Source organism: Ensifer sp. ENS11, from assembly GCF_014851895.1.
In the GTDB taxonomy this organism is placed as follows: Bacteria; Pseudomonadota; Alphaproteobacteria; order Rhizobiales; family Rhizobiaceae; genus Ensifer; species Ensifer canadensis.
Window position 1 is genome coordinate 111,838 of sequence record NZ_JACVAN010000017.1, and the last position, 25,374, is coordinate 137,211.

General features: G+C 59.9%; 28 protein-coding genes, 1 tRNA gene and 1 pseudogene. 20 read left to right on the forward strand and 10 right to left on the reverse strand.

Going from position 1 to position 25,374, the window contains the following annotated elements; genetic code table 11:
- Position 1 precedes the first annotated feature (1 nt).
- The gene (locus IB264_RS25745; protein WP_025426727.1) at positions 2-448 is read right to left on the reverse strand and encodes an iron-sulfur cluster assembly scaffold protein; all 447 of its coding nucleotides are present in this window, start codon (positions 446-448) and stop codon (positions 2-4) included.
- Between the two features lie 343 nt (positions 449-791).
- Between IB264_RS25745 and folE the strand changes: the two genes are divergently transcribed.
- From folE to IB264_RS25760, 3 genes are all read left to right on the forward strand, one after another.
- Positions 792-1,409 carry a GTP cyclohydrolase I FolE gene (folE, locus tag IB264_RS25750; protein WP_025426726.1) on the forward strand — a complete coding sequence of 206 codons (618 nt, stop codon included), beginning with the start codon at positions 792-794 and terminating at the stop codon, positions 1,407-1,409.
- Between the two features lie 23 nt (positions 1,410-1,432).
- The gene (hisI, locus tag IB264_RS25755; protein WP_025426725.1) at positions 1,433-1,885 is read left to right on the forward strand and encodes a phosphoribosyl-AMP cyclohydrolase; all 453 of its coding nucleotides are present in this window, start codon (positions 1,433-1,435) and stop codon (positions 1,883-1,885) included.
- Between the two features lie 405 nt (positions 1,886-2,290).
- Positions 2,291-3,256: a patatin-like phospholipase family protein gene (locus tag IB264_RS25760; RefSeq protein WP_025426724.1), complete on the forward strand. Its 966-nt coding sequence runs from the start codon at positions 2,291-2,293 to the stop codon at positions 3,254-3,256.
- A 158-nt stretch (positions 3,257-3,414) separates the two neighbouring features.
- Here the strand turns inward: IB264_RS25760 and IB264_RS25765 are convergent, their stop codons facing one another.
- Together IB264_RS25765 and IB264_RS25770 are read right to left on the reverse strand one after the other, a co-directional pair.
- Positions 3,415-3,843: a CBS domain-containing protein gene (locus tag IB264_RS25765; protein ID WP_025426723.1), complete on the reverse strand. Its 429-nt coding sequence runs from the start codon at positions 3,841-3,843 to the stop codon at positions 3,415-3,417.
- 265 nt (positions 3,844-4,108) lie between these two features.
- The gene (locus IB264_RS25770; RefSeq protein ID WP_025426722.1) at positions 4,109-4,840 is read right to left on the reverse strand and encodes a rhomboid family intramembrane serine protease; all 732 of its coding nucleotides are present in this window, start codon (positions 4,838-4,840) and stop codon (positions 4,109-4,111) included.
- Positions 4,841-5,184: 344 nt separating this feature from the next.
- Between IB264_RS25770 and IB264_RS25775 the strand changes: the two genes are divergently transcribed.
- The 6 genes from IB264_RS25775 to IB264_RS25800 all read left to right on the forward strand — a co-directional run bounded on the left by IB264_RS25775 (position 5,185) and on the right by IB264_RS25800 (position 11,061).
- On the forward strand, positions 5,185-5,793 hold the full coding sequence (locus tag IB264_RS25775; RefSeq protein ID WP_051509159.1) for a PAS domain-containing protein: 609 nt from the start codon (positions 5,185-5,187) through the stop codon (positions 5,791-5,793).
- A gap of 106 nt (positions 5,794-5,899) precedes the next feature.
- Positions 5,900-6,508, forward strand: coding sequence for a PilZ domain-containing protein (locus IB264_RS25780; RefSeq protein ID WP_025426720.1), 609 nt, complete (start codon positions 5,900-5,902; stop codon positions 6,506-6,508).
- 837 nt (positions 6,509-7,345) lie between these two features.
- A complete protein-coding gene (locus IB264_RS25785) occupies positions 7,346-7,954 on the forward strand; it encodes a transglutaminase-like cysteine peptidase (RefSeq protein WP_025426719.1) in 609 nt (202 codons plus the stop codon).
- Between the two features lie 325 nt (positions 7,955-8,279).
- Positions 8,280-9,014, forward strand: a complete 735-nt coding sequence (locus IB264_RS25790) for a hypothetical protein (RefSeq protein WP_025426718.1) — start codon at positions 8,280-8,282, stop codon at positions 9,012-9,014.
- Between the two features lie 184 nt (positions 9,015-9,198).
- Complete coding sequence (locus IB264_RS25795; protein ID WP_025426717.1) at positions 9,199-10,716, forward strand: D-alanyl-D-alanine carboxypeptidase; 1,518 nt, start codon at positions 9,199-9,201, stop codon at positions 10,714-10,716.
- 75 nt (positions 10,717-10,791) lie between these two features.
- Entirely contained in the window at positions 10,792-11,061 is a 270-nt protein-coding gene (locus IB264_RS25800) for a hypothetical protein (RefSeq protein WP_025426716.1), read from the forward strand.
- Between the two features lie 250 nt (positions 11,062-11,311).
- On the opposite strand, the gene IB264_RS25805 is transcribed toward IB264_RS25800, so the two are convergent.
- Together IB264_RS25805 and IB264_RS25810 are read right to left on the reverse strand one after the other, a co-directional pair.
- A complete protein-coding gene (locus tag IB264_RS25805) occupies positions 11,312-11,749 on the reverse strand; it encodes a DUF1489 family protein (RefSeq protein WP_025426715.1) in 438 nt (145 codons plus the stop codon).
- A gap of 77 nt (positions 11,750-11,826) precedes the next feature.
- A complete protein-coding gene (locus IB264_RS25810; RefSeq protein ID WP_025426714.1) occupies positions 11,827-13,227 on the reverse strand; it encodes an L-serine ammonia-lyase in 1,401 nt (466 codons plus the stop codon).
- Positions 13,228-13,919: 692 nt separating this feature from the next.
- Between IB264_RS25810 and IB264_RS25815 the strand changes: the two genes are divergently transcribed.
- The 3 genes from IB264_RS25815 (at position 13,920) to IB264_RS25825 (ending at position 16,229) form a co-directional block, all read left to right on the forward strand.
- The gene (locus IB264_RS25815; RefSeq protein WP_025426713.1) at positions 13,920-14,612 is read left to right on the forward strand and encodes a DUF599 domain-containing protein; all 693 of its coding nucleotides are present in this window, start codon (positions 13,920-13,922) and stop codon (positions 14,610-14,612) included.
- Positions 14,613-14,744: 132 nt separating this feature from the next.
- The gene (locus IB264_RS25820; protein WP_057205114.1) at positions 14,745-15,752 is read left to right on the forward strand and encodes a DUF1624 domain-containing protein; all 1,008 of its coding nucleotides are present in this window, start codon (positions 14,745-14,747) and stop codon (positions 15,750-15,752) included.
- Positions 15,753-15,755: 3 nt separating this feature from the next.
- Positions 15,756-16,229, forward strand: a complete 474-nt coding sequence (locus IB264_RS25825) for an isoprenylcysteine carboxylmethyltransferase family protein (protein ID WP_025426711.1) — start codon at positions 15,756-15,758, stop codon at positions 16,227-16,229.
- Positions 16,230-16,302: 73 nt separating this feature from the next.
- Here the strand turns inward: IB264_RS25825 and IB264_RS25830 are convergent, their stop codons facing one another.
- Positions 16,303-16,689, reverse strand: coding sequence for a MerR family DNA-binding transcriptional regulator (locus tag IB264_RS25830; protein ID WP_025426710.1), 387 nt, complete (start codon positions 16,687-16,689; stop codon positions 16,303-16,305).
- A 70-nt stretch (positions 16,690-16,759) separates the two neighbouring features.
- Positions 16,760-18,181 carry a magnesium transporter gene (mgtE, locus tag IB264_RS25835; RefSeq protein WP_025426709.1) on the reverse strand — a complete coding sequence of 474 codons (1,422 nt, stop codon included), beginning with the start codon at positions 18,179-18,181 and terminating at the stop codon, positions 16,760-16,762.
- 288 nt (positions 18,182-18,469) lie between these two features.
- Between mgtE and IB264_RS25840 the strand changes: the two are divergent.
- The 4 genes and pseudogenes from IB264_RS25840 to IB264_RS25855 all read left to right on the forward strand — a co-directional run.
- Positions 18,470-18,952, forward strand: a pseudogene (locus IB264_RS25840) (peptide deformylase); the annotation flags it as partial.
- Between the two features lie 148 nt (positions 18,953-19,100).
- A complete protein-coding gene (locus IB264_RS25845) occupies positions 19,101-19,361 on the forward strand; it encodes a hypothetical protein (protein WP_025426707.1) in 261 nt (86 codons plus the stop codon).
- A gap of 160 nt (positions 19,362-19,521) precedes the next feature.
- Entirely contained in the window at positions 19,522-19,884 is a 363-nt protein-coding gene (locus IB264_RS25850) for a hypothetical protein (protein ID WP_025426706.1), read from the forward strand.
- Between the two features lie 448 nt (positions 19,885-20,332).
- Complete coding sequence (locus IB264_RS25855; RefSeq protein WP_025426705.1) at positions 20,333-21,103, forward strand: adenylate/guanylate cyclase domain-containing protein; 771 nt, start codon at positions 20,333-20,335, stop codon at positions 21,101-21,103.
- A 97-nt stretch (positions 21,104-21,200) separates the two neighbouring features.
- On the opposite strand, the gene IB264_RS25860 is transcribed toward IB264_RS25855, so the two are convergent.
- Positions 21,201-21,407: a hypothetical protein gene (locus tag IB264_RS25860; RefSeq protein ID WP_025426704.1), complete on the reverse strand. Its 207-nt coding sequence runs from the start codon at positions 21,405-21,407 to the stop codon at positions 21,201-21,203.
- A gap of 126 nt (positions 21,408-21,533) precedes the next feature.
- Here IB264_RS25860 and IB264_RS25865 point away from each other — a divergent pair, with 126 nt between their 5' ends.
- A complete protein-coding gene (locus IB264_RS25865) occupies positions 21,534-22,115 on the forward strand; it encodes a cation transporter (protein WP_025426703.1) in 582 nt (193 codons plus the stop codon).
- A gap of 137 nt (positions 22,116-22,252) precedes the next feature.
- On the opposite strand, the gene IB264_RS25870 is transcribed toward IB264_RS25865, so the two are convergent.
- Positions 22,253-22,337 (reverse strand) — tRNA-Leu (locus tag IB264_RS25870).
- A 194-nt stretch (positions 22,338-22,531) separates the two neighbouring features.
- On the opposite strand from IB264_RS25870, the gene lipB reads away from it, so the two are divergent.
- Positions 22,532-23,251 carry a lipoyl(octanoyl) transferase LipB gene (lipB, locus tag IB264_RS25875; RefSeq protein ID WP_038576894.1) on the forward strand — a complete coding sequence of 240 codons (720 nt, stop codon included), beginning with the start codon at positions 22,532-22,534 and terminating at the stop codon, positions 23,249-23,251.
- Between the two features lie 28 nt (positions 23,252-23,279).
- On the opposite strand, the gene IB264_RS25880 is transcribed toward lipB, so the two are convergent.
- Positions 23,280-24,224, reverse strand: coding sequence for a DMT family transporter (locus IB264_RS25880; protein WP_025426702.1), 945 nt, complete (start codon positions 24,222-24,224; stop codon positions 23,280-23,282).
- Between the two features lie 250 nt (positions 24,225-24,474).
- On the opposite strand from IB264_RS25880, the gene IB264_RS25885 reads away from it, so the two are divergent.
- A complete protein-coding gene (locus IB264_RS25885) occupies positions 24,475-24,873 on the forward strand; it encodes a helix-turn-helix domain-containing protein (protein ID WP_025426701.1) in 399 nt (132 codons plus the stop codon).
- 80 nt (positions 24,874-24,953) lie between these two features.
- The coding region (locus IB264_RS25890) for an alcohol dehydrogenase catalytic domain-containing protein (protein ID WP_158268944.1) at positions 24,954-25,374 on the forward strand (421 nt) is incomplete at its 3' end.

Sequence of the window (25,374 nt, forward strand, 5' to 3'; positions counted from 1 at the left end):
CTCAGACGGCCGTCGCCAGACGCCTGGCCTCGATCTGGCCGATCGCATCGACGACAGCATCGAAAGTGAGCATGGTCGAGGCGTGCCGGGCCTTGTAGTCCTTCACCGGCTTCAGGAACCGCATGTCCTCGAAACGGCCAGAGGGACCTTCCCCGTCGGCCTTCAGCATCGCCAGCATCTCGTCGCGGGCCTTTCGGATTTCGCTCGCCTGCGCGCCGACGACATGACGAGCCATGATCGACGACGATGCCTGCCCGAGCGCGCAAGCCTTGACGTCATGGGCAAAATCCGTGACCACGTCGCCGTCCATCTTCAGCCAGATCCGGACCTTCGAGCCGCAAAGCTTCGAATGCGCAACCGCTTCGGCATCGGCATTTTCCAGAACCCCGATACGCGGGATATTGCCGGCGAAGTCGAGAATACGATTGTTGTAAATGTCATCCATCATTTGACGCGATCCGGCTGATTTTTCGCGGTTTTGGGTGATCGGCGCATGATTTTCTCCTATAGGCAGGAAAAAAGCACGACGCAGTCCCCTCGGCCTCTTTCATCTCTGTGGCACCATACTATATGCTATGTCGTGTTGGGGCGACAGTTCCGCAAGAGGATCAAAATGTCGCCTGTTGTTTGGGAAACCGTGCCGGACGGTCCATTGCACTGCTAAGCAAGGACCAGAAAGCCCCGGAGCCCGCCGACGGAACCCAAGCCTGCAGGGTTAGGCGAATGGCCAGTGGCGAGTTGTCCGAAAGATAAAACGTCAAGCAATCCCCGTATTGCGCAAAGAGGCCATTATGGATGCCATAGTGAAGAATTTCCCCGTGCTCGACAATGCGAGCGACCGGCCGACGCAAAAAGAGGCCGAGGACGCCGTGCGCGTTCTGCTGCGCTGGGCAGGTGATGATCCGAGTCGCGAGGGCCTGTTGGATACGCCGGCACGCGTAGCCAAGTCCTACCGCGAGCTTTTCAGTGGTTACGATCTCGCAGCCGAAGACGTGCTCGGCCGGACCTTCGAAGAGGTTGCCGGCTACGACGACATGGTGCTGGTCAAGGACATTCCGTTCTATTCCCATTGCGAACACCACATGGTGCCAATCATCGGAAGGGCGCACGTCGCCTATCTGCCGAATGGAAGGGTTCTTGGGCTTTCGAAGATCGCCCGCGTGGTCGATATCTATGGTCGCCGGCTGCAGACGCAGGAATCGATGACGGCCCAGATCGCCAAGGCGATCGACGAGTCGCTGGCGCCCCGCGGGGTCGCGGTGATGATCGAGGCTGAACATATGTGCATGGCGATGCGCGGCGTTCAGAAGCAAGGCTCGACAACGCTGACCACCACATTTACGGGTACTTTCCAGACCGAACCGGCCGAACAGGCCCGTTTCATGACGATGCTGCGGGGCTTCAAGTAAGGCTCCTACCAACGGAGCCTTTCATGACGCTCACATTCGAGACCCCCTCCTCCAACAATGCCGAACTGGAAAACGGTCCGGCCTTCACGCCCCGCTTCGATGAAAAGGGGCTGATCACCGCCGTCGTCACCGACGCACGCGACGGCGAGTTGCTGATGGTCGCGCACATGAACGCCGAAGCGCTGGCGCTGACGATCGAGACCGGCGTCGCCCACTATTACAGCCGCTCCCGAAAGAGCCTCTGGAAGAAGGGCGAGAGCTCCGGCAATCTTCAGACGGTGAAAGAGATTCGCACCGATTGCGACCAGGACGCCATCTGGCTCAAGGTGTCGGTCGCCGGACACGACGCAACCTGCCACACCGGCCGCCGCTCCTGCTTCTATCGAACGGTCGGCACCGATGGCGGCCGTGCTACCGTTACGATCACCGACGACATCAGGCATTTCGACCCGACCGAGGTTTATGACAAAAATTAAGCATTGCGCATCTTTTTGGGGCGGGTGCATACTGCGTTGATATTTTGGTAACCCAGCGGGCGCCTAATCCTTCGGCAAGGATGCAGTTTCCCTGGGAACGGCCGCAAGCCGGGTAACATTGCAAACTGTAGTGAATGTTTATCGGCCCCGCCGCACGCGGCGACAGGATCGATGGTAATCTGAATAACGGTGCCAGTCTTTCAGCGATGAATAAGGACAAGGCCGGCACCAGCGCCGGCTTGGCAGGTTTTCCTCCAGACAAGTGCGCTCAAAATTATTGCGTCGTTCCAGGATCGAATCTGGTCTTCGGAAGTTTGAGTCAATGCATGGAGCGCCACGACGCCCTTCGCGCATTCTGAAGGACGTGTTGCGCTGCCACGTGTTCGGCGGTGTTGGAGGTGCCGGATGTTGAACTGGACTTTTACGCGTAGCAGCCAGATTGCCGACCTGACCGACCCGGACGGGTCATCACTCTCGACAACACCATCTGAACCCGCCGTGCCGCCCAGACCGCCCAAGATCGCAATCGCGCTCGGCGGCGGCGCCGCTCGCGGCTGGGCCCATATCGGCGTGCTCAGAGCGCTCGACGAAGAAGGCATCGAGGTCGGCATGATCGCCGGTACCTCCATCGGCGCTCTTGTCGGTGGCTGTTATCTCGCCGGCAAGCTCGATGAACTGGAAGCATTTGCCCGGTCACTGACTGTACGACGCATTGCCGGCCTGCTCGATTTCGCCATCGGCGGCGGCGGCCTCTTCGGTGGGCTGCGCTTGACCAAGCGCATGCAGGAGCATCTCAAGGGCCTAAGCATCGAGAGCCTCGACCGACCGTTCATTGCGGTTGCAACCGAGGTGCATAGCGGCCACGAAGTCTGGCTGGAAAAGGGCTCTCTGATCACCGCCATCCGCGCGTCCTATGCCCTTCCCGGCATCTTCGAGCCGATCAATGCCAACGGCCGGACATTAATGGACGGCGCACTGGTCAACCCCGTACCGGTTTCGGTATGCCGTGCGCATGAACAGCAGCTCGTCGTTGCCGTGAACCTTAACTACGATCTCTATGGCCGCTCTGCCGTGGTCAAACACAGCGCCGGCACAGAGACCCTGGATATGCCGGCCATCAACGAGCCGACGCACCACTCGGCGCGCATGGGCATGACCAGCGTCATGGTTCAGGCCTTCAACATCATTCAGGATCGCATCTCGCGTGCGCGCCTTGCCGGCGATCCTCCGGATCTGGCCCTCCATCCGAAGCTCAACGACATCGGGCTCTCGGAATTCCACCGCGCCGGAGAGGCGATTGATCGCGGCTATCAGGAAGCGAAAGCCAAGCTCGCCGAAATCCGCCGGATGCAGGAAGTCCTGGTTCGCTGACAACGGGCGCAATGCCAGGTTTCCGCGTTGCTCCAAGGGATTGCTGTACCGGTCGCACATTTAGCGATGGCGGAAAGTGCCAGCGCGCGTTCAGCACGACTGTTCGAGATTGCGCCGCAGACGGACAACAAAAGGGCGGCGGAAACCGCCCCTTTCAATTATCCAGCTATATAGGCCTTGATGTGCTCGGCCTCTTGCTCCATCGCGCGAATGTGATGCTTGATCACGTCACCGATCGAAATAATGCCGGCCAGGTGCCCATTCGTTTCAACTGGCAGATGACGGGCTCGCAGCTTGCTCATCATTTCCATCAGCGTATCGACGGACATTTCCTCGGTGCAGCAATAGACGTTCTGCCACATCACGGCCGAGACCGGCTTCTCCAGACAGGCAGCGCCATGTTTGGCAATGGCGGCGACGATATCGCGCTCGGTCAGGATGCCGGTGATCTGATCATCCGCATCGATGATGATCACTGCGCCGATATGATTGTCACGCAGAAGGACTGCGGCCTGTTGAACCGTCATGCGAGGACCGACGGTCACGACGTTCCGGCCCTTTTCATTGAGTATCGCTTTTACTGACATGCGCACTTCTCCCCGTTGCGACGACGCCGGGTCGGCGGGGAAGGTTCCAGCCTGTCGTGTGCGGCACAGTCGGGCAACGGAACCTATACCCACTCCGGTACCTGCAAGGCTGACGCGTCGCTCCTCAGAAACGCGCTATACCTTTGAGCACCCGGCCTTCACGGGCCGCACCGTCCATGGACAATATCGGCCGTTTCAAATGGTGCGCCAGCGTTCCCGGGAAATCAAGCGTTCTGACAATGATCGCAACAGGATCGGTGCGTTCTCAATCGCGTGGGTCGAACAACGCGAACAGGAGGAAGCCAAAGAGGAAACCGCCGATATGCGCTTCCCACGCCACGCTGTCGGCTCCGCCAGGCGTGAACATGCCGAACCCGACGAGGAAATTCGTCAGGAACCAGATGCCGCTGAAAACGACGACTGAGCGATTGGAGAGCGCCTCGCTGAAGGAAAGCCTGCGATTGAGGTGGGCGAACTGCCGACTGATGCGGCCGCTTGGCGAAAACACGAATCGCGCCGCGCCACCCATGAAGCCCGAAACGACCCCCGAGGCGCCGACCACGACGATCATCTCGCCCCAGTGAAATACTGTGTGAAGTGCTACGGCAGCGGCGGCCGAAAGAGCCCAGAAGAGAGCCAGCCGCGCCATGCCGATGCGCCGGGCCACCGGTGCCCCAAAGGCAACCATCCAGAAGATATTGAAGATCAGGTGCTCCCAGCTTCCGTGCAGGAACGAATACGTCACCGGGCTCCAGAGCCACGCAAGGCTCTGCTCGGCAAGCGGATGATCATAGCGCGCTGGAAGGAAGGCGAAGTTCAGGATGATATCCTGGTCGAGACTGCTCGAGAAGACATAGGTGCGAAGCGCATGAATAGCGACGAGGAACAACAGGATGCACGTCAGCCCCGCCGGCAGGTTGAATGCGGGCTCGTGCGTGCGCTGGACGGCGCCTTCCCGCTCCGCCTCCGGTGGCGTCGCTGCCTGATCTCGTTCCATGGCTGCTGCTCTCTTCCGTCCGCATGTCCGTTTCAATCCGACCCAGTCGGCCGGGCAATTGCGCATCGCCGGACAGCGCGCCCAGCCATAAGCAAACAAAAAAAGACCGTCCAGTAAAAACTGAACGGTCGGTGAGCTCCCAATACCCAGAGCTCAAAATCTGTGCCGAAGGCAATCCTTCGTGAAGTGATGTTCATTCAGGTGCCAGCCCGCTGCGGCCGAAGCAATCGAAACCGTTTGTTAACCTTAATTTCCAGGTGGCACGGAATTCGCTCTGTCATCAGGACAACCGGTATGAGCGGTCGAATTTGTGCCGGATCGGCACACAGATCGCGCGAAATGGAATGAACGACATCATGCGCAGCAAGACATCAACGCAGTTGTTCCAGTATTGGAACCTCATTCGTGGCGACCGTGAACTACCGCGTCGCGACGAAATCGAACCGTCGGCCATCCGGACACTCCTGCCTGAGCTCTTCATCCTCGAGAGGGACAGTTTCGCCAGTATAAAATTCCGCCTGGCTGGAACGCATGTCTGCGCCCTCTTCGGCCAGGAACTGCGCGGCCAGCAGTTCGGTACACTCTGGTTCGGGACCCAGGCTGGCAGAACGCTTCAAGTCAGCACGCAGGTGATGGCACGACACGTGCCCGTCATGCTGTCGGCGATTGCACTGACGGAAGACAGGAGAGAATTGGAGATCGAGGCTCTGCTCCTTCCCCTCGCCTCCAACGAAGGTCACAGTGACCGCATTCTCGGTTCTCTCTCACCATTGTCGCGCCCGTACTGGTTGCACGCCGCACCGGTCAGCGGTCTCGATGTTAGGGGCCTCAGAGTGCTCGATCCGGATCGGACGGCGGCGCTCCTAAGGGAACCGGCCATGGACGAGGCATTTTCTCCCGGAATCCGGCAGGTGCAACACTTGCGCGTCTTCGAGGGCGGCCGCGACGCCTGACAAACGCCTGTGCCAAGATCCGCGCAGCCACCAACCGCAGGGCGAACATTCTATTAACCGGACCGCACTATGCTTTGCCTGCCAAGATACGTCATGCAGAGTGATCATGTTCTCGTTCCAGCAAGCTCAAAATACCGGTCCGAAGCCGCACCAGGAAGGCGCATTTCAGCGCGTCTCGGTGAACCTTACCGGGCGACTGATGCTTGCCAACCACGACGAATTCGACTGCACCGCCGTCGACATGTCACCGGGTGACGTGCTTCTGTTATCGCCAGCCCGCCCACGTGCCGGCGAACGCATCATTGCCTACATCGATCACGTCGGCCGGCTCGAAGGCACCGTGTCTCGGCTCGCCGAAAACGCCTTCGTCATCCAGCTCAACGCCACGGAGCGCAAGCGCGAGAAGCTTGCGGCGCAATTGACGTGGATTGCCAACAAGCACGAACTCGGCCTTCCCGAAGATCGTCGCCACGATCGTCTTGCTCCGCGCAAGACGCTGACCGAGCTGACGCTCGATACCGGTGCCAAGTATCCCTGCCGCATCATCGACCTTTCGATGTCCGGCGCCGCGGTGGACATTGAAAACCGCCCCCCGATCGGCACGCAAATCAAGCTCGGCAACATGAAGGGCAAGATTGTCCGTCATTTCCAGGAAGGCGTTGCCATCGAATTCTCGGGCGTCCAGTCCCGCGAAGCCCTGACGGAATTCCTCTAAACCGCGTCGCGGCCTCTACGGCGCCGCGCGTCAACGCGCAAAGGACGCTGCAGCACTTTAAATCTGCTGCATGATTCTCTCCTTGAATCGATTCCGATTTAAGGATTTAAGCAGTCGTATCCGCGGACTGCGCCTCAAACTCTTGTGATGCGCATGACGTTATCGCAAAATCGCTGCGTTCGTTTGCGCGATAGCGCTTTGGGCGATTTCGGCCGCCGCCTCAACGGCATTGCCAGCCCTCAATCGTGACGCTTCGTCCTCGGCGGCATCCGTATGCGGCCGAGCATAATCGGCAACGCCGACGCGGTAGACCGCCCTGGATCGGGGCTATTCCGGCCCAACACTCTCGACGATCGAACCGATGTTTCCGGGCGTCCGTTCCGACCGCGGCGCCTTGTTGCTCCATTTCAGCACAGCCCGTGGCTCCCTTTGCCGATTTTCGGCACAACTTTTTTCAAATAATTTTTCTCCGTATTTTCGCTCGTCGCGTTGATTTCACGTTGAAATCAAGCATTGCGGCCAAACGCAAAGTGGCGAAATTGCCCCTCCCCGACACATCCAGCTGCCGCCATGCACCCGGGCATTGGCACGCTATCCGTCGATATGCGCTCACAAAACCCCACTCTTGCAACCATTTAGATGCTTAACAGATTCCACTTGCGTGCTCGACGGCCGTTCAAGATCGATAAAATTTGAATCAAATTCGACTAAAATATATCTCAAAATCTGTTCTTATTTTATTCTGATACGATTTTCATTTGTACTTTGTTTTACCTCGCATATTCGCCAGCGATAAAAATGTCCGTGCCATTGTCGAACCATAACGGGGAGACAATCATGCTCAAGACAATCACCAAGATGATCGCTGTCGCCGCACTTTTGACCGGCGGCCTGGTCGAAGGCGCAATGGCCCTTCCGGCGAACATGACCGTGACCGGTGCGACCAACCCGCCGATCGGCCACTATGAGTTCTGCAAGATCAATCCGGGCGAATGCCGCTCGAACGGCGCCGATCGCGGCCCGATGGTCCTGACGCGCGAAAGCTGGCAGAAAATTCTCGAGGTCAACTACGACGTCAACCAGGCGGTCACGCCGATGACCGACATGGAAATCCACGGCGTCGAGGAAAAGTGGTCCTACCCGGACAGCGTCGGCGACTGCGAAGACTACGTTTTGCTGAAGCGCCGCAAACTCATCGAAAGCGGCTTCGCCGGCTCTGACCTTTTGATCACTGTCGTCCTTCAGCCGAATGGCGATGGCCACGCGGTCCTGACCGTGCGCACCGATCGCGGCGACTTCATCCTCGACAACATGCGCAACAAAGTGCTGCTGTGGTCGGATACCGAATACACATACCTCAAGCGGCAGTCGACCGAACATGCTGGCCGCTGGGTCAAGCTGCAGGATGGCCGCACGGTCGCAGTCGGCAGCGTCCGCACCCAGTAACCCTCACAGAATGACCGCGGCGTGGTTGGGTGATTTCCCGCGCCGCGATCAGTTATCCGGGCTTCGGTCAGTCCCATCCCCGTTTCAGACCAGGCCCTGGCCGGTTCCGCTGTCCCTCGGAGCCGGCTTTCTTGTTCTCGGCCACCCCAGCGCGCCGAGATCAGGCGCGCACAAGCGGAAGACGCGCCTATTTAATCGAAAATTAACCACCTTCGACCAGCGTCAGGCAAGCCACCCCTGCCAGAGTCCAACTTGCGCTGCCGACCGACCAGCGGCAGCTGAACCGCCACATATCGCGCGGCTACCGCGACGGGACGCCCCATCGATGAGCACCTCTTCCAACGGGAACTCGGAGCCGGAACTCAGCCCGCTCCTTTCGAGGCGCTTCGTCTACAAGATCACCGCGGTCGTTGTCCTGCTTGCCGCGATCACCGCCGCACTTTCCCTGTCGGGGCGTTGGTTCGGGGAAAACCTCGCACTGGCCGGCCACACGTCAAGCCTCGTGCCCTACGATATCTTCATCGGTCAGGATCACCTACGCCTGCCCGCCAACGTCATTCGCTTTGAAAACCAGCGGGCGACGTCGATCGCCGAACGGGTCGACGTTTACGTGACATGGCCAGCGCTCGAGGGGTACAGCGACGACAACCGCAACCTCTTCAATGACGTCAGCCGTCCGGAGGCCCTGATCTTCCTGCAGATCGCGCAGAGCACGATGTCGCGCGACATGTCCGGTCGGCTCGACCCCATCTACACCCAGGTCTTCGAGGGCGCCACAGGCCCTGGCCCCAATGGGTTGACGCGGCACGGCGTCAAGGCGACGTCGAGCTATGCCGGCGAGGCCTTCTTCACAGCTGCGCGTGGAAAGGAGCCACCCTACGTCGTGCGCTGTCTGGAGCCTCGCGCGAACGAGGCCTCCACGAGTGCGGACTGCCAGCGCGATATTCATGCCGGCAAGGATCTCGTCGTCCTTTACCGCTTCTCCCGCAATCTGCTGCCGCAATGGCGCGAAATCGACAATGCTGTGGGTGGCTTCGTGAAAAGCCATCTCGTGCCCTGATTTTGTCCAAGTGGTGTGATGCTGGCTTGTGCGCCGCACCATTGCGCTACACCGGTATCACCTCTGTACAAATGCGTCCGATTCCGGAAACCAATCATTCATCATAAACCGATTGGTAACGCTATGCCGATACTGTCTCAGGAACGGTCGTTCCCGGAGGCGGCGTCCGGACAACACCCATGACATGAGAATGAAGAGCAGCGTAGTGTCCCAATCAGGTTTTCTTGATCTCGCGAAACGCCCGTTCGGCGCCTTTTCAAAGATGGTAGGACGGATCGTCCTTGCGGGCGCCGTCGCATCGGTTGCCTTCGCAGCACCCGCTTTGGCCAACCCGAAGTATTCGGGCATCGTCGTCGACGCGAAAACCGGCAAGGTTCTCTACGGCGAAGATGCCGACGAGTTGCGCTACCCCGCTTCGCTGACCAAGATGATGACGCTTTATCTGGCGTTCGAGGCGCTCGAAGCCGGTCGGATCAGCAAGTCAACGCCTGTTCCCTTCTCCAAGAACGCTTCCGCCGAACCGCCTTCGAAGCTCGGCGTGCGCGCGGGGCAATCGATCACGGTCGAGCAGGCGATCCTGTCGCTCGTCACCCGTTCCGCCAATGACGCCTCGACGGCGCTTGGCGAACTGCTGGGTGGCTCGGAGCAGCGTTTTGCCCGCATGATGACCAACAAGGCGCGTGCGCTCGGCATGACCCGCACCACCTATCGCAACGCCAACGGCCTGCCGAATACCGAACAGCGCACCACGGCCCGCGATCAGGCACGCCTCGGCCTCGCGCTTCGCCAGCATTTTCCACAGTATTACGATTACTTCTCCACGCGCAGCTTCCGCTTCGGCAAGCAGACGATCGGCAACCACAATCGCCTGCTTGGCAATGTGCGTGGCGTCGATGGCATCAAGACAGGCTACACCCGTGCCTCAGGCTTCAACCTGGTGACCTCTGCTCAACTCGAGGGTCGCAGCATCGTCGCCGTCGTCATGGGCGGCACCTCTGGCGCCAGCCGTGACGCCCAGATGCGTCGCCTGGTGGCAAAGTACATGCCGGCGGCATCGCGCCGCGGCGGTGGCAACCTGATCGCTGAAACCGCACCGACGCCGGTTGCGCCTGTCGCCGAAGAGCCTATCGCTGTCGCGCAGGTCGCGGAAACGCCGGTCTCCAGCCCGGTCGCAACTGCCGCTGGCCTCGACCTGCCGAACACCGGACCGGTTCCGTCCGTGCGCTACAGTGGCGAAAATACCAACAGCGTGCAGATGGCCTATGCCGGCACCAAGCGCGCATCGGACAACCCGGTCCTGTCGCCGAAGATCGTCCCCAATACGCTTGACGCCCAGAGCATCAAGCTGTCGCGTCAGCCGGTTGCCGCAGGCATGGTCGACGGTCAGATCACCAACTCCGTTCCCAAGCGCGAGCCGGTCGCAGCCGAAGCCGAGCCGCAGGCTGTACCGCAGCCCCAGGGTTGGGTCATCCAGATCGGTGCGACGCCGGACAAGGAACAGGCCATGACCCTGCTCGGCAACGCCAAGGACAAGGGTGGCAAGGCGCTCAGCAAGGCAACGCCCTTTACGGTCGCCTTCAGCAATGGCGGTGCTCAGCTCTACCGCGCTCGTTTTGGCGGGTTCGACGACCAGAATGCAGCGGTAAACGCATGCAAGACGTTGAAGAAGAAAGGCATTTCCTGCTGGGCTGCCCAGCAGTAGACGGCATTTAGTTTCGGTGGCCGATCTGTTAGTCCGACCACCCTCCTCGGTTTTGTAAAGCGTACGAGGTTAGTTATGGCAATGAACGAGAATGTTCCGGGTGTCACTCCCTTGCCCGGGCGACGGGCGAAACCGTCGCGCATCAATCTGCATCCGCTGCATGAGGCAGCGATGCGCATTGCCGATCTCGGTCTGAACCGCCCGAAGGCGAAGACCAAGGATCTGGTAGGCATGCTCTTGACCCATGGTGCACGCGCCTGGCGCTCGACACAGCCACGCGCCGGCATCCATCTTCACGTGACGGCACCCGGTCGTCGCCACCCGCTGAAGATGCGCATCCTTTGAATAGACTGAGATTGAAAGGCGGCTTCGGCCGCCTTTTTCGTCTGGCCACAGCGCCGCGCGTCTTATTAGACGCGCAAAGGTCGCTGCAGCGCTTTGAATTGCTGCATGTTTTTATCCTTAAATCGAATAGGATTTAAGGAAACATGCAGTTGAGCGCTCCGTCCTAAACGGAGCCATTGAAGCGTTCTATTTCTTTGGTTCTTCGCGTTTCCTGGCGGAAAACCGCTTCGCACTCTTCCTGGAAAGGCTCTTAGAGCAGACCGAGTTCGGCAAGCTCGCGCCGGAGCTCGAGAGGCATTTCGGCCCCATCGCCCGAAAGCGACGCCAGATCTCGAGGCGCTTCGTTAGCCTTGAGATAGCGCCAGCCCTGGAAGGCCCGACGCGGCTGCAGCTCCGTTTCAACGACTTCGGGTCCGAGCAGCAGATTGCAGCGACCGATCCCCTCACCGTCCGTAAAGGTTTCGATACCGATCAGCGGTTGGCGCGCCTGAACCTGACCCTTGATGACCCAATAGAGCGAGCCGCCTTCCAGCAGCTCGTCCATGCGTTTCGGCACCATTCGGGTGGTGTGGTATGAATGCGGTTCAAGGCCGGCGGCAATCGCAGCCAGGGCCTTGCGCGAAACCCATTCGCGCAGATCATCGATCGATTCCGCTCCGACGCAGAGCTTTATGAGATGCAGAGACATGGCTGTTTTTGAACACCCGTCCGGCCGTCACGGTCAAGCGAATTGCGCAGCGTCATCCACAATCGTTCGTGCGCCGCTCAACATTCGACGACATTGACCGCCAGGCCGCCGGTGGACGTTTCCTTGTATTTCTCGTTCATGTCGACGCCGGTCTGGCGCATGGTTTCGATGCAGGCATCGAGCGGCACGAAATGCTGACCATCGCCCTTGAGCGCCAGCGACGCTGCAGTAACGGCCTTGACGGCGCCGAGTGCGTTTCGTTCGATGCAAGGCACCTGTACCAGGCCGGCGACCGGATCGCAGGTCATGCCGAGATGATGTTCGAGCGCGATCTCGGCGGCGTTTTCGATCTGCTCCGGAGAACCGCCCATGACAGCAGCAAGGCCCGCTGCCGCCATGGCCGAGGCCGAACCGACCTCGCCCTGACAGCCGACTTCGGCGCCTGAAATGGAGGCGTTGTGTTTGATGATACCGCCGATGGCAGCTGCCGTCAGCAGATAGTCGCGAACGCCGTCCTGATCGGCATCGTCGTGGAAATGCATGTAATAGCGGATGGTCGCCGGAACGACGCCGGCGGCACCGTTCGTCGGCGACGTCACAACGCGGCCGCCGGCGGCGTTTTCTTCGTTCACCGCCATGGCGTAGACGCTCAACCAGTCGTTGGCGAGCAGCGGGTTGATCTTGTTGGAGCGCCACTCTTCCTGCAGCTTGTCGTGAATGGAGCGGGCGCGCCGGCGCACCTTGAGACCACCGGGCATGATGCCGTCCTGGCTAAGGCCGCGGTCGATGCAGCTGCTCATTGCGCCCCAGATGCGGTCGAGCCCCTCATTCAGTTCCTGCGGCGACATGGTGGTTTCTTCGTTTGCCCGCTTCATCTGCGCGATGGTCATGCCGGAGCGGGCGGCCATGTCGAGCATTTCCTGGGCAGTGCTGAAGGGGAACGGGACCTTGACGCCAGCAGGCTTGTTCTTGGAAGCGCGCATCGCTTCGAGTTCCGTATCGGTCACGACGAAACCGCCACCGATCGAATAGTAGATGCGCTTGAGCAGAAGGCGGCCGTCCTTGTCGAAGGCCGAAAAGGACATGCCGTTGGCGTGGCCTGGCAAGGGCACCTTCTTGTCGAAGATCAGATCGGTCTTCGGCTGAAATTCGTAAGATGGATGGCCCGGCGGCGTTATGCGCCCGGTGCGCTCGACGTCGTCGATCAGTGCATCCATGCGGTCGGGGTCGACGCGATCGGGACGCTCGCCGACAAGCCCGAGCACAACCGCCCTGCCCGAACCATGGCCGATGCCGGTGTGGGCAAGCGAGCCGTGCAGGCTGACCTTGATGGCGGCGACGGAGGCATGCGACGGACGCGGCCATTCGTCGGACAGGATGAGTTCGAGAAAGCGATTGGCGGCCGACATCGGGCCCATCGTATGCGAACTCGAAGGACCAATGCCGATCTTGAAGACGTCGAAGACGGAAAGAAACATGAATTGCCTGCCCGGAGCCTGAACATATGCCGCCGGCCCATCGCCGGATGCGGTCATATGCATGATTGCACAGTCGATACAAACTCGATCCCTCCTCAGGACCGAAGCAATACCGTCACCCTTAGATATAGGATCAAACTCTAAGCCATCCTATCCCTGTCGATCAGGCGATCAACCGACATAAGTTCCCGTTGGTGCGACATTGCGCCGACGATTCGGTCCGCAGCCGCCCGAACCCGCGATACGACTGCCCGGAATCAAAACAGCGCGGCTTCCGGGAAGCCGCGCTGTCAATCAGAGGACTTTTGGGTATCAAAGGCCGCCGAAAAGATAAGCAAGAACAAGAACGCCAGCGAAACCGGCTACGGCGCGAGCAGTCACGCCCCAGCAAGACTTCTGTATTGTATTGTCCATGATGTCTCCGAAAAACTCTCAACGGCTGCGGGCCACACATCAAGGGCCCGTGCATGGCGCAATCCATACTGAAGAAAGTGTAAAGACGCAACGGTGAAATATGGCGAAAAGGTGACAGGGGCGCATCCGCACTCCGGTCAACACAGCAAACGTTGGGGTTCGCGCATTTTTGCGGGAAGAAATTCCGCCGCAATTTCATCACACTAGTTGATGCAGCGCCGATTCTCCACAGGCGCGCCCACCTTGCAATTTCCAAAAGCCATGCCAAAAACACGTGTATGACCTTCGAAGATTACATAGCACTTACCGTGTTCATCCTGCTGTGGGCCGGCTTCAGCTGGGCAACAGACGGTACCCGTGGCTTCAAACGCATCAGTCTCACGCGGCTGATGAACGAGCATCGTGGCCGGTGGATTCGCAATTCGCTCAACCGAGACCTGAAAATGATCGACACCCAGATCATCGCCGGGCTGCAGGCGGGCACCGCCTTCTTCGCTTCGACAACAATCTTTGCGCTCGGCGGCTGCTTCGCTCTCTTGGGCGCGACCGAGCAGGTGCAGATGATCTTCGCCGACATGCCCTATGTCTTCCACGGGGGCCGAACGGCCTTCGAGCTGAAGGTCGCCGGGCTCACCTGCCTCTTCGGCTATTCCTTCTTCAAGTTCGGCTGGTCCTATCGCCTGTTCAACTACTGCTCGATCCTCATGGGCGGCATACCGATGACGGCGGACATGATACGCGACCGGCACGCCGCCGAGATCGCGGCCGAACGCGCGGTGCGCATGAACGTGCTCGCCGCAAAGCACTTCAATGCCGGTCTCAGGGCGATCTTCCTGTCGATCGGCTATCTCGGCTGGTTCATCAGCCCCTACGCCTTCGTCGGCCTGACAATCTTCGTCATTTTCGTTCTGACCCGCCGGCAGTTCTTCTCGGAGGCGCGCGCGGCCCTGTTGGAAGACGCCGCCCGCTAACTGCTCGCGCCACGCGTCTCGGATATCTCAGGACGGGAATCCAGCCGTATATTCCATTTCCAAGCAATCAAAGCCGGTCTGGCGCAAGCCTGACCTGCCAATCTCATTGGCGCCAACAGGATGGCGAACACCATGTCCGATAGCAACATGACCTCAACCGCTGAACCGCAACCAACGACGAGCGCCCATCGCCGGCTCGTCTTTATCGATGTGCTGCGCGGCCTGGCACTGGTGGCCATGGCGCTTTACCATTTCGTCTGGGATCTGGAATTCTTTGGCTATGTCGCGGCTGGGACCGCCGGTACCGGCGGGTGGAAGATTTTTGCGCGCCTGATCGCCAGCAGCTTCCTGTTTCTGGCGGGCTACAGCCTCGTGCTCGGGCAACGGCCGAGGATACGTTTCGATGCCTTCATGCGTCGTTTTGCCAAGATTGCCGGCGCGGCCGCGGTTATCAGCATTGCGACCTGGTTCGCCTTCCCCAACACCTTCATATTTTTCGGGATCCTCCATTCGATTGCCGCGGCGAGCCTCGTCGGCCTTCTCTTCCTGCCGCTTCCGGCAATCGTTTCGTTCGTGGCTGCAGCCGCCGCCTTTGCCGCTCCGCTCTATCTCCGCTCTGCGATCTTCGACGCACCCTATCTCTGGTGGGTCGGCCTTTCCGAAACGATTCCGCGCTCGAACGACTACGTGCCGCTGCTGCCGTGGCTCGCACCGTTCCTCCTCGGTCTCGGCACCGCAAAGCTTGTGCATGCACGCCTGATGGCATGGCTTGCCAAGCGCCCGGTGAACGACGGAAAGAGACGGCTGTGGACGAAAGCGCTGATCTTCGGGGGGCGTCACAGTCTGGCCATATACCTCCTCCACCAGCCGCTGCTCATCGGATTGGTCTATCTCTTCTCACTGGTCTCGCCGCCGACACTGCCGGATCCCAAGCAGGCCTACCGCACCAACTGCGTCGAGGCCTGCGGCCGTGGCAATCCGGCCGTGCCTTGTGACGCCTTTTGCGGATGTACGCTCGACCGTCTGGTGGAACAGAACCTGTTCGACGACCTGAACAGGGGAAAGATCAACGTGAACACGGATGAACGCATTGCGCGAATCGCCGGCCAGTGCACAATGGACGTGCAATCAGGGGACTAGGACATGAATGCCTATCGTGCCAAGCCGCTGAGTTTCCCATGGCCGGCCCTGCTCTACGGGACCGCCACCCTCGCAGCCTTGCTGCTTGCACGATATTCGCCCATCCCGGTGGTTCATGGCCACGGCTGGGTGCCTTGGATTTCGGGCGCCATCCTTGTCGCGACAGCAATCTGGCTCGATCTCTGGGCCGTCAAGACGCTGCTGGATCGCCACACCGCCGTACTTCCGCAGCGGTGCGCCACGTGCCTTGTCACCTACGGACCGTTCCGCTTCACGCGCAATCCGATCTATCTCGGCTACACGCTGATGATGATCGGCTTTGGCCTGATCACACTCAATCCTTGGTTCTTCATCATGGCGATTGCGGCGGTGATGTTGACCACGATCTTCGCCATTCGCAACGAGGAGCGGCATCTGCTTTCGCGCTTCGGCTTCGAGTTCGAGCGCTACTGCCGGCATACGAGCCGCTGGATCTGATCGGCTGCTTATAGACAATAAAAAAGGCGGCCAAAGCCACCTTTTTAATCTTCATGCGCTGAATGGTACCCAATCAGGTGCCGACGCCGATCTCGGCGAGACGCGTCAGACATGCCTCCTCGACATTGTCTAGTTCGGTGAGCGTGTCCTCGATATCCTTGCGCTTCTGCCGGAGCTCTTCGCGCTTCGCCTCGACGCGGCTCATCAACAACTGCAGCTGACCAAGTTCGCCGGGCGGGTCCTTATAGACCTGAATGATCTCGCGGATCTCGGCGATCGTGAAACCGATGCGCCGACCCCGGAGAATCTCCTGTATCAACCGGCGATCCGCGGGGCGGAACATGCGGGTCCGTCCGCGACGCTCCGGATGAATGAGGCCCTCGTCCTCATAGAACCTCAGCGTTCGGGTCGAAATGCCGAATTCCCGCGTCAATTCGGTAATGCTATAGTACTTATTCACGCTGCCATTCCATGATTTCTTGACCATCACTATCGTTGACCTTGACGTAAAAGTCAAACAACCGGCAACGTCACGTGACGTGAAACCACCAGGTGGCGATACCGAGAAAACTGGAGAAGCCGGTGATATCGGTAATAGCCGTCACGAAGACGGCGGAGGAGACCGCCGGATCGGCGCCAAAGCGTTCCAAAAGGAGCGGAACCATGATGCCGGCAAGGGCCGCGGCCATCATGTTGATGAGCATCGCCGTGGCGATAATGCCGCCGATATTCGGATCCTGGAACCAGAGGCCGGCCAGAAGGCCGATCAGCGTGCCGAAGATCATGCCGTTCAAGAGACCCACCCCCGCTTCGCGCCGGATGATTCGTGGCGCGTTGTGAATGTCGAGGCCGCGGGTCGCAAGCGCGCGCACCGTCACGGTCATCGTCTGCGAGCCGGCATTGCCACCCATGCCCGCGACGATCGGCATGAGGATGGCAAGCGCCACGATCTGCTGGATCGTCGCATCGAAAAGGCCGATGACAGAGGCGGAGATACAGGCCGTCATCGAATTGATGAACAGCCACGGGACGCGTGAGCGGGAAGCGTCGGCGACCGAGTCCGACAACTCCTCATCGCCGACGCCGCTCAGACGCAGCAAGTCTTCCTCCGCCTCCTCCTGGATGACGTCGACGACATCGTCGATGGTCAAAACCCCGACGAGCCGGCCGTTGTCGTCCACCACAGCAGCCGAAAGAAGGTCGTATTGCTCGAAGAGCTGCGCCGCCTCTTCCTGATCCATCTCCGCTGGAATGGCATGGCTGGTATCGCGCATGATGGCGTCGACCTTGATCGAGCGCTTGGAGCGCAGAACCTTGTCTAGATCAACGGCACCCAGGAGCTTGAAGGTCGGATCGATGACGAAGATCTGCGTGAAACTTTCCGGAAGGTCCGCGTCCTCGCGCATATAGTCGATCGTCTGGCCGATGGTCCAGAACGGTGGCACCGCGACGAACTCCGTCTGCATGCGCCGGCCGGCTGTGCTCTCGGGATAATCAAGCGAACGACGCAAGCGAACGCGCTCGGTAAAGGGCAGCTTCGCCAGGATCTCGTCCTGGTCCTCTTGATCGAGATCCTCGAGAATGTAGACGGCATCATCCGAATCCATCTCGCCAAGCGCCTCGGCGATCTGCTCGTTGGGCAGATGCTCGACGATGTCGAGGCGAATGGCCTCGTCGACTTCGGTCAGCGACGAAAGATCGAAGTCCTTGCCAAGCAGCGAGACGAGCGCCAGGCGCTGTTCCGGCTGGATCGCCTCGAGCAGGTCGCCCATTTCGGACGAGTGCAGGCCGGCGACGTGTTGGCGGAGATAGATCGTGTCGCGGTCGGCAATCGCCGCGCCGACATGCATCAGGAAGTCGGAGCGCACCGAACCGTCTTCGGCATAGATGTCCGCCCCATCATAGGCGGGGATTTCTTCGGAATCGCGGTCGTCGTCGCCGGTATTGCTCATGAGCGCGCCCTCGAAACGATTGCCAACTTTCCAGCCCGCCAAGCGCGGTTCTGGAAAGGGTACATCACTGCCGGTTTTGCCGCCCAGATCTTCCTCTCAGAATTGGGCCTTACAGCCCTGCTAGCGCAAAGCCTTGCCGAGGTCCACATCGCAGACGCGGACGTCGCCACTGCGGCAACAGATTTATTCAAGCTGTTGCAAAGACATGGGAAACGCTCGTGCGCACGCGTAGTCGACATCGACGGGGCGATCGGATAGCACTATGCGGCCGCAGCCGAGGAGCTTCAGATGGCGATCCACCCCATCCTTCGTTTTCCAGATTCGTTGCTGAGCCGGGAAGCAAAGACCGTCGAAGAGTTCGACGCCGCCTTGCGTGCGCTTGCGGACGACCTCCTCGACACGATGCGCGCGGCACCGGGGATCGGTATCACCGCGCCGCACATAGGCATCCTGCAGCGATTGACAGTGATCGAACTCGACCGCGAAAGTGGTGTGCGTATCTTCGTCAATCCCGAGATCGTCTCGCACTCGACCAACATGGTCAAACATGCCGAAGGCAGCGTTTCGATGCCGGGAATTTCCGAAGACGTCGAGCGCCCCGGGATGGTGCGCGTTCGGTACCAGACACTCGACGGTACGCCTGTCGAGGAAGACGCTGACGGCCTGATGGCGGTCTGTCTCCAGCACGAGATCGACCAGCTCGACGGCATTTTCTGGATCCAGCGCCTGTCGCGACTGAAGCGGGAGCGCGCCGTCAAGAAGTTCGAGAAACCACAAGCGAGTTGGCGCGAAACTGACCTGGCGAGCGCCGTCCACCGAGGAGATCGAGCAGACTGCAGTATATCAATCGAACCCGAGCTTTTCGTCCCAGGACCAAATGTCTAGTGTCAAACACAGGTTTTCAATCAAGGATCAGCCTATGAGACCGACGCATGTCGCAATCCTCGCCCTTCTCGCTCTGGCGGGATGCAACACCGCCCCCCCCAACCTCGAGCCGTTACCGGGCAGCCTCACCTACGGCGAGACAGGTCCAATGCGAAAGACGCAGGCGGCGCCGGGTACGATGATTCAGAACCGCTTCTTGCACCAGGGCACCATGGTCTACGAAACCTACGAAGTTCAACCCGATCACAGCTACAAGCTCGTGCGTCGCAGTGTCGCCGACACCTGGTCGAACTGAACATCACGTTTCATGCTGAAATGACATATGAAGCCGGGCCGCCAATTCGTTGGCGTTCCGGCTTCTCTTATCCCTGGCCAATGACCGGGCGATTTGCCTCAAGACGGAACATTGTTGTTCTATGCCCGTTGTTTACGATGACAACAACGGAGGTCATCCGATGAGCAAATATCTGGATGAGCGAGGCGATCCTATCTCAGCAACACATGATCCCGACCGGGAGGACTTTACGGCGCGCGAAAGCCGTCAGGGTCCGCTGGGTGTGCGTGTTCTGGCAATCCTCGGTGCTGGCCTGTTTCTGGCGCTGCTTGTGTGGGGAGGCACCGAAATCTGGAGCGAAAACAGCGATAGCGAACGGACCACGGCAGTCGACCAGATCCAACCGCAACCATCACCGGAGCACACCGGCAGCATCGACAACAAGCAGGGCCGGATACCGGCACCGACGAATACCGCGCCGACCGCAGGTTCAAGCACCGGCGACGAAACACAACAAGTTTCGCCCGACGGCACGGTTAAATGACAGCAGCTGCCGGTTCGGGCTTTCGCCGAGTAACGAAGGTGCCGCAAAGAGCGCCTATCCTCGAAAGAGAAGCTCGAAGACCGGTGGAAGCGCGATAGGCGAAAGCTTGGGGAAGCTGGACAATGAACAATCCAGCTTTCGAGGAGCGGAGCGCGCGCCAAGCATCTCCGCCGGTCACCCCTTGCGCGGATCGCAAAGCGCAAGCGTAACCGCGACTTCCGTTATTCCCCCCTCGCAATTCCCTCCCTCGCACTTTTCGGGTTACCAGCGAAGTCGGATGTTCTGGCGGGCGGCAGTCGGCTGACACTGCAGGGTGAGACGCGCAGCAGAATACGCCGCGCCTTTATTGTCGCCCGATCCAAACCACGAGTTGCCAAAAGCAACTGAATATTAGAAGTTTATTAACGCGCGACCAAAAGGTTTCTGCGGCCTGACGAGATTGCAGGGCATGACGACTGCCTCTTCCCCCGAGCCTGCCCATCACAGCAACGCCAACATATGCCGGGGCTGCTGGGATCAGATGCGCGTACCTATCCCGATCCGCGGCCCGCTTGCCCTTCCCTTCCGCGCATTCGGCATCACCCGAAGCAAGATGAATCCAAACATCTGCACGATCTGCGAACGCTCCTTCCGTTACGTCAAGAAGCAACGCCACATAACCACCCGCGCTACCATCCTGTTTGCAGATATGCGGGGGTTCACGCATCTGTCGGAGCGGATCGAAGCGCTTGAGCTGAGCGAAATTGTCAGCCTTTTCCAGGATCGCTGCGCGCAGGCGGTTTGGGCGCATGACGGCATCGTCAACAAGCAGATGGGCGACGGCCTGATGGCGATCTTCAACTTCCCGATCGAGATAAAGGATCATGCTCGTGCTGCGATCAAGGCGGCGATGGATATACAGCGACATCACGCAGCCCTGGACGGCTCGAACCTGGTCCTCGAAGGCACCCTTGGTCATACGCTCGGCGTTGGTGTCGGCATCCATACCGGCGATGTCGAGATTGGCGAATTCTCAAGCTTCCGCAGCGATTTCACCGCAATCGGCGGCACCGTCAATCAGGCTGCAAGGCTCGAATCCCAGGCCGGTGCCGGCGAGATCCTGGTATCAGCGGAGACGGCCGCCCAAGCGCCGGACTTCATCGATGGCTCCGAGACCCGTCTGCTTTCGCTGAAGGGCATCGAGCACCCGGTGCAGGCGAACGTACTCAAGACAAGGTGACTATAGACGGTCGGCTAAGCCGTTTCTCACTGTTGGCGCAACCAGCCAATTTTCTGCCGAATCGCTGCCGCAAGCTCCGGCGGCCGCTCGCCGTCGATCAAGCCTTCCACATCTTCACCCAAATGCGCCTTGCCTGTCGAAGGGAGCGCTCCATCTGACCTTCCGCACCGGTACCGATCTCGCGTTGCGCCAGACGCACCAGCAAGCGGTTCGCGATCAGCCGGACGACGGTGATCAGAGCACCTCCGTCTAAGGCGACCGGTGCGCAGCCGGCATTGCTGGCTGCGTTGGCAGAGGCTTCCATGAGCAGTGCATATCTCGAAACCTAACGCTCAGGATAGCAATCTATTGCTGGCAAGTGCGTCAAAATTGTCGATGGTGTATTTCGGTAGCTCTGAAGGAAACCCTTAGTGGATGAAGGAAACCCTTAGTGGATAACAATTTACGCCGCGTCGTGCTCATCGTCGCCTTATTGAACCTAGGCTACTTCGGGGTTGAATTCTTCGTTGCGCTTGCCATCGGCTCCGTTTCCCTCTTGGCCGATAGTGTCGACTTTCTCGAAGACACGTCCGTGAACATCCTGATCTTCTTTGCGCTCACCTGGACAGCGCGGAGCCGTGCACGTGTCGGTATGGCGATGGCATTCATTCTTCTGGTCCCCGCGCTGGCCTTCTTATGGACGGCTTGGGCGAAGTTCATGGATCCAATCCCGCCTGAGCCCTTTGCACTATCCCTGACTGGCTTTGGCGCTCTCCTGATCAACCTGTTCTGTGCATACCTTCTCGCCGCATACCGCCATGGAAGCGGCAGCCTCACGCGGGCGGCATTCCTGTCTGCCCGCAATGACGCCTTTGCCAATGTCGCCATCATCGGCGCGGGCCTGGCGACGGCTTACCTGTGGCAGTCGGCTTGGCCGGATTTAATTGTTGGGCTGGGGATCGCACTGATGAACCTGGATGCAGCGCGGGAAGTCTGGGAAGCTGCGCGCGAGGAACACGACGCCGTGGCGTAATTCGTACGAATTGAAGCCGGAAACTCGCGCTTGGTGCAATGGAACGAACAGATGTCCCACGCATGGTCCCGACGTGGGACACCGTTGCGCTAAGTATAGGGATAAAAACAAAAAAACCTGCCGAAGCAGGTTTTCTTTGGTGCGGTCGAGAAGACTCGAACTTCCACGGGTTGCCCCACAGCGACCTCAACGCTGCGCGTCTACCAATTCCGCCACGACCGCATCGTGGTAGGTGCCGAATTGCTCCGGCGGGGCTGCATGTAGCAAAAGCCTCTGGGGTGCACAAGGGCATGACGACAGAAATTTGACGGGAAAAGAAACTATTTCAACAGCCTCCCCGCGAAGCCCTGCAAACGCTGGACTCTTGTCGCGCGCCGTCCCATGTACAGGGGATCAAAACAGGAATGCAGACGGAAATGCAGCGCGAAAATCTGAGCCAGGACATGTTCGCCCCCCCGGAATCACCCCCGGTTCGCTGGCGGATCGCCCATCACCTCGTCGATTATCCACAGGCGGTTGAAACGATGGAGCGCGAAGCGGCCGCCATTGCCGCCGGCACCGCCGACGAGCTCGTCTGGCTGGTGGAACACCCGCCGCTCTATACCGCAGGCACCAGCGCCGACGCGGCAGACCTCGTGATGCCCGATCGGTTCCCAGTGTTTGCGACCGGCCGCGGCGGTGAATACACCTATCACGGCCCTGGCCAGCGGGTGGTCTATGTCATGCTGGATCTCAAGCGTCGGCGACAGGACGTGCGGGCGTTCGTCGCCGCGCTGGAAAGCGTTGTCATCTCGACGCTTGGTTCGATGAACGTCAAAGGCGAACGCCGAGAGGATCGCGTCGGCGTCTGGGTTCGCCGTCCGGAGAAACCGTCACTTCCGGACGGGTCTACGGCTGAAGACAAGATCGCGGCGATCGGCATTCGCCTGCGCCGCTGGGTGAGCTTTCACGGTTTCTCGCTCAACGTCGATCCGGATCTCGACCATTTCGGCGGCATCGTGCCCTGCGGCATCCGCGGCTACGGCGTCACCAGCCTCGTCGATCTCGGCCTGCCGGTGATGGTGCCGGATGTGGACATGCGCCTGCGCGAAGCCTTCGAAACGGTCTTCGGCCCGACCCGCAACGACCAAGCCTGAATTTGGGACTATTAGGAAGAGGGATGTTTCAGGGCGCTTCGATGAAGCGATCCCTGGCCCGTCGTTCGCGCCAGATCATGAAAAGTCCTGACACGACGATGATCGCAATCCCCAGCCATTTCGAGACCGATGGAAAATCTCCGAAGATGAGATAGCCAAGCGCTGTCGCGGTGACGATCTCGAAATAGGCAAACGGCGCCAGCAGGGAAACGGTTGCCGCCTGGAAGGCCTTGACCACCAGGAGGTGGCCATAGCCCGAAAGCGAGCCGAGGATGACGACGAGCGCCCAGCCGAGCGCGGTCTTTGGCAGAGACGGCTCGAAGTCCGCGACACCCATTTGATCGCCGATCGCAATCACCCCCACCATGAACAGCGTTCCGCCGATACCGGCAATCGTCTGCATCGTCAGCGGGCTGTCGGCCGTTCCGACGGCCCGGTTCAGCAGGAGATAACAGGCAAAGACCGAGGCACAGGCGACCGGCAGCAACGATGTTGCGCCGAAGACGGCGAAGCTGGGCTGAATGACGATCATTGCACCGGCAAAACCTACGGCAATTGCCAGCCAGCGGCGCCAGTCGACCTTCTCGCGCAGGATCAGCGCGGACAGGCAGGTCAGGACGAACGGCTCGACGAAATAGATCGCGAACACATCGGCGAGCGGCATGTATTTCACCGAAATGAAGAAGAACAAGGCCGCCGCCGCCAGAAGAACGCCGCGCAGCAGGTTGAGCCAGAGCCTTTTCGGGCGCAGCGCCCGCAGACCACCAACGGTAATGAGCAAGGGCAGCGTGGCGACAAGCTGGAAGAAGAATCGATAGAACGTCACCTGTGCCGGCGCCATGCCCTCGACGACAGCCATGTACTTGGCGATCACATCCATGCCTGGCAGGATGATCATGGCAAAGAGCATGATGGCGACGCCCTGCATTACCGTGTTCTGGGGATTGGCTGCTGTCGATGCAGACGCGGTCATGGGCTTGTTCCGATTGGGCTGCGCCACTTTAGAACGTTCGCAGCACTTTTCAACGCATACGGGTACGACACGGTAAGACATGTTTCATGGTCGGAGCCGCTTTTGACCGTGTTTTTGCCGCTGCGGGGTGGTCCCTGACGGGCCGAATGCCTATAAGCTCATTTCATCTTCCGCCCCGGAGGAGAAGCGCTCTTACTTCTCTGATCAGAAACCGGGACCTTTGAACGTGACCGTGGCAAAGGAGATATCCATGCGCTTGTCCACCGAAACGATGATTGCTCGCCTGCGCGACACCGGCGACGGAGATACGTTGGGCGGGCGCATCTGGCGCGCGCGCGACGCGGCCAACCTCTCGACCAAGGACCTTGCCGATCAGCTCGGCGTCAGAGTGGAAACGGTTGCCGCCTGGGAGCGCGACCGTGCGGAGCCGCGCACCACCCGCCTGTTCATGCTCGCCGGCGTGCTCGGTGTTACGCCCGCCTGGCTGATCGCCGGCATGGGCCGCGCGCCGGATGATGAGACGAAGACCGTTTCGAGCGAGAGCCTTCGAGAGCAGCTGGCTCTCGTCAAGAAATTGCACGAACAGACTGGCAGGGCCATTGCCGCTCTTGAGATAGAGCTCAATCGCGTTCAACAGACTATTCGTTAGTTCATTGCCGATTCCAACGGGCGACATTGGCCGTTCTGTCGATGCCACCCGAAATCATTGTTAGTTCAAGGAGAAAATAGATGGATGTACGCGCCGCCGTCGCCGTTCAGGCCGGCAAGCCGCTGGAAGTGATGACCGTTCAGCTCGAAGGCCCGCGGGCCGGCGAGGTTCTGATCGAGGTCAAGGCGACCGGCATCTGCCACACCGACGATTTCACGCTTTCCGGCGCCGACCCCGAAGGTCTGTTCCCGGCGATCCTCGGCCATGAAGGTGCCGGCGTCGTCGTCGATGTCGGCCCGGGCGTGACCTCGGTCAAGAAGGGCGACCATGTCATCCCGCTCTACACGCCGGAGTGCCGGACCTGCCCGTCGTGTCTGTCGCGCAAGACCAACCTGTGCACGGCGATCCGCTCGACCCAGGGCCAGGGCCTGATGCCGGATGGCACCTCGCGCTTTTCGATCGGCAAGGACAAGATCCATCACTATATGGGCTGCTCCACCT